Origin of the sequence: Prevotella sp. AM23-5 (genome assembly GCF_003473645.1) — a bacterium.
GTDB lineage: Bacteria > Bacteroidota > Bacteroidia > Bacteroidales > Bacteroidaceae > Prevotella > Prevotella copri_A.
Genome location: NZ_QUCG01000140.1, coordinates 1 through 3076 on the forward strand (window position 1 = coordinate 1; position 3076 = coordinate 3076).

Genomic DNA, 3076 nt, shown 5'->3' on the forward strand with positions numbered 1-3076 from the left:
AACGGAAAGACCGAGTTCTTCTGCATCAAGCCTGAAGAGGAGATGGAGAATTCCGAGGAGAAGGAGTTGGAGAAGAAGGAGGAGAATCCGAAGAAGGAGGAGAGCCCTGAGGAGAAGAACTGGAAGGTGCTTACAGCTGAGGCTTTCAACTCCATCGTTCGCCGCGCCAAGAAATTGGGAATCGGCGAGAAGAAGTCGCCAAGACAGGACATCGAGGAGTACATCAAGTCGGATGCCGTTCCCGTCTTCGACCCTATCCAGGAATACATGAACAAGTTGCCGAAATGGGATGGCAAGAACCATGTGGCTGCTCTTTTCGGCAGAATTCCGGGGTTGACCAGCGAACAGCTTGGCTGGTGTGCCACCTGGTTCCGTTCGGCAGTAGCCCATTGGTTGCAGATGGATATGCTGCACGGAAATGAAGCCGTACCGGTGCTTATCGGACAGCAGGGTTGCGGAAAAAGTACCTTCGCCGTCCGACTGCTGCCCGAGGAACTTCGCCAGTATTTCCTCGACCACATCAACTTCGGCAACAAGTTTGATTCTGAAATGGCGCTCACCCATAATCTTCTGGTGAACATTGATGAGCTTGCCAACATTACCGTTGCCCAGCAGGGCAAGCTGAAACAGACGCTTTCGAAGGTAAAGGTGAATGGTCGCCCTATCTTCGGAAAGAGTCAGGCAGACCGCAGAAGATACGCCTCTTTTCTGGCAACCACCAACGATGAGCATCCACTCTGCGACCCGACGGGAAGTCGCCGTTATCTCTGTCTTCGAGTTCCCGACGGGGAGTTTATAGACAACAGTTCGGTCATCAATTATGACCAGCTCTATGCACAAATGATGTATGAGCTTCGTGATAAGCAGACCCCTTATTGGTTCACCAATGATGAGGTGGCACGCATCCAGGAATTCAACCAGCCCTTCTTCAAGGTGGATGATCTGGAGACCATGATTAGTTACTGTTTCCGAATGCCGTCAGAGGAAGAGGAAGGCAAATGGATGGTGAGTTCCGAGGTTTTCGATGTACTTCATCTGCAATATCCTATGCTGGTGGGAAATTTGAGCACGAAGATCAAGATAGGTCAAGCCCTCAAGTTTATGGGATGCAAGAGCAGGCATACCAGAAACGGACAGGCCTATCAGCTCCTTGCTCTCTCGGCTTGAGAAAAACGGGGATAAACCGTGGGGAGCCTTTTCTCAACCGGAAGGTGTGAAGAGTGGTGAAGAGTGGTCGGCCACTCTTCACCTCTCGCAACCCCAGTGTTTATCGGGGTTTCAGGCTAATCTGTGAAGAGTGAAGAGTAAAATGGAGAGTAAGGTTTTTCTATCTCCCGACGTATCGTTTCGTGCCTGGCAATGGCAAGATATTGCCCTGGTAAAGGGCAATATTGTGCCGTAGTGAGGCAATAATCGAAAGGTGCCTCTTTACCACCCGTCAGGACTATCACGACGACCTCTCAGAGACGTTCCGACATATCGTAAGTACCATCACACCTTATTATATAATAGACAATAGAATTTTATATAATAGACTATAGAATAACTTTTAAAACATTACGCAAATATGAACAAGTACATTCCTTACAACATTACATGCCCATTGGCATCCTGCAGCCGTAGCAACACCTGTGCCCGTTACGCCAATTATCAGAAGGCAAAGGCTGAAGAGGCTTCCTTCATGGTCTTGAATACCGATCTTCTCCAGGTAGAGGGAGAAGTCTGTCCTTACCATCTCATTTCCGAACGTCAGCGCTGGGCAAGAGGTTTCATCCGTCTCTGCAAATCCATCCCATCGGGCAATGCCAAATATCTGAACGTATATACGCCATTCACCCAGCGCCGTTTCTACAAGGCAAGGAATGGCGAGTTCCCTCTCAATCCTCAGATGCAGGCAGACCTTCTGGAGATTTTCAAGGAAAGAGGTGCCGACCTCAGTCTGGGGTTCGACAGCTACGAGGAGCAGGATGTGCTGGTAGAGAAGTAGGCGCATTGGATCCGCCAGGCGTCCTGCCTGGCGGGCTTACGCTCTTGGAGACACCTAGGTACTCATACAGTTTGTCACCATAATGCGACTTTGCCAATACCTGCCATTTCAAAGCTGGCAGAGATTCCCATTGCTCTAAAAACTTTGGCTATGGTAGCAAATGTGATATTGTTTCCTTTTTCTATTCTAGAAACTTGTGATTTCTTTACTCCAATTAGTGCTCCAAGTTCCTCTTGAGTCAGATTCTTCGATTGGCGTGCTTTTTTGATAGCTTCTCCCATCAGAAAAGCATTCATGTCTGATTCATATTGATTACGCAATGGTGTACCTTCCTTACCAAGTACTTTATCTAAAGCTTCGTCTTCTGTGTAAAATTTCGGTCGCTCAAACATATTCTCTTTTTTTTATATAATGCAAAAATACAGATTAGTTAGCATATATGTAAACATACACACTTTTTTTTATTCTTTATTAACTATAATTCGCAAGTCTGGGATACGACAGCTACGAGGAGCAGGATGTGCTGGTAGAGAAGTAAGCGCAGATTATCTGCTAGTTTTTGGCAATTATAATGCAATTTTAGAAAATTGCACTCTATTCAGTGCAATTTCGCTATTTATTCGTCTCTTTGCTGCCAAAGAACCCTGTCCTTTCCCGTTAGGCGTTCGGCGGATTTGCAATCCGCCGTTAAAAATGTCCTAACCTATTTAGGCTTTGCGGATTTGCAATCCGCAACAACCAGTTTGTGCTTTTTGGGGTTGTTGTTGGGGGATTGCAAATCCCCCGGTTTTAATAGGTCGAACCTTTTTTACGGCGGATTTCAAATCCGCCGGGACGCCTGGCGGGAGACTTTCTTTTTTGATACCTGGCGGGAAAAGTGCACTTTATACCTATAATAAAAAAGATAATAATGCCTAAAATGCAGGCGATTATGCTACATTCTAACATAAAAACTGTATCTTTGCAAAATCTATCAGTATATTGGCTGCCTGATGGGGGCAATACGGTAGATGAAAGAATGTGGTGAATAATAACTAATATGGTAAAATATGAAATCTATTAATCCTAAAATCCGCAACTATCATCCAA

3 protein-coding genes are annotated in these 3076 nt (G+C 45.9%); 2 read left to right on the forward strand and 1 reads right to left on the reverse strand.

Features of this window, described 5'->3' with window-relative positions; translation table 11 throughout:
• Together DW657_RS16935 and DW657_RS16940 are read left to right on the forward strand one after the other, a co-directional pair.
• A partial coding sequence (locus tag DW657_RS16935) for a VapE domain-containing protein (protein WP_118313520.1) occupies positions 1-1167 on the forward strand: 1167 nt, incomplete at its 5' end.
• A 400-nt stretch (positions 1168-1567) separates the two neighbouring features.
• Entirely contained in the window at positions 1568-1987 is a 420-nt protein-coding gene (locus DW657_RS16940; RefSeq protein ID WP_118313521.1) for a DUF6078 family protein, read from the forward strand.
• A 74-nt stretch (positions 1988-2061) separates the two neighbouring features.
• On the opposite strand, the gene DW657_RS16945 is transcribed toward DW657_RS16940, so the two are convergent.
• Positions 2062-2379, reverse strand: coding sequence for a helix-turn-helix domain-containing protein (locus DW657_RS16945; protein WP_118313522.1), 318 nt, complete (start codon positions 2377-2379; stop codon positions 2062-2064).
• Between the last annotated feature and the right edge of the window lie 697 nt (positions 2380-3076).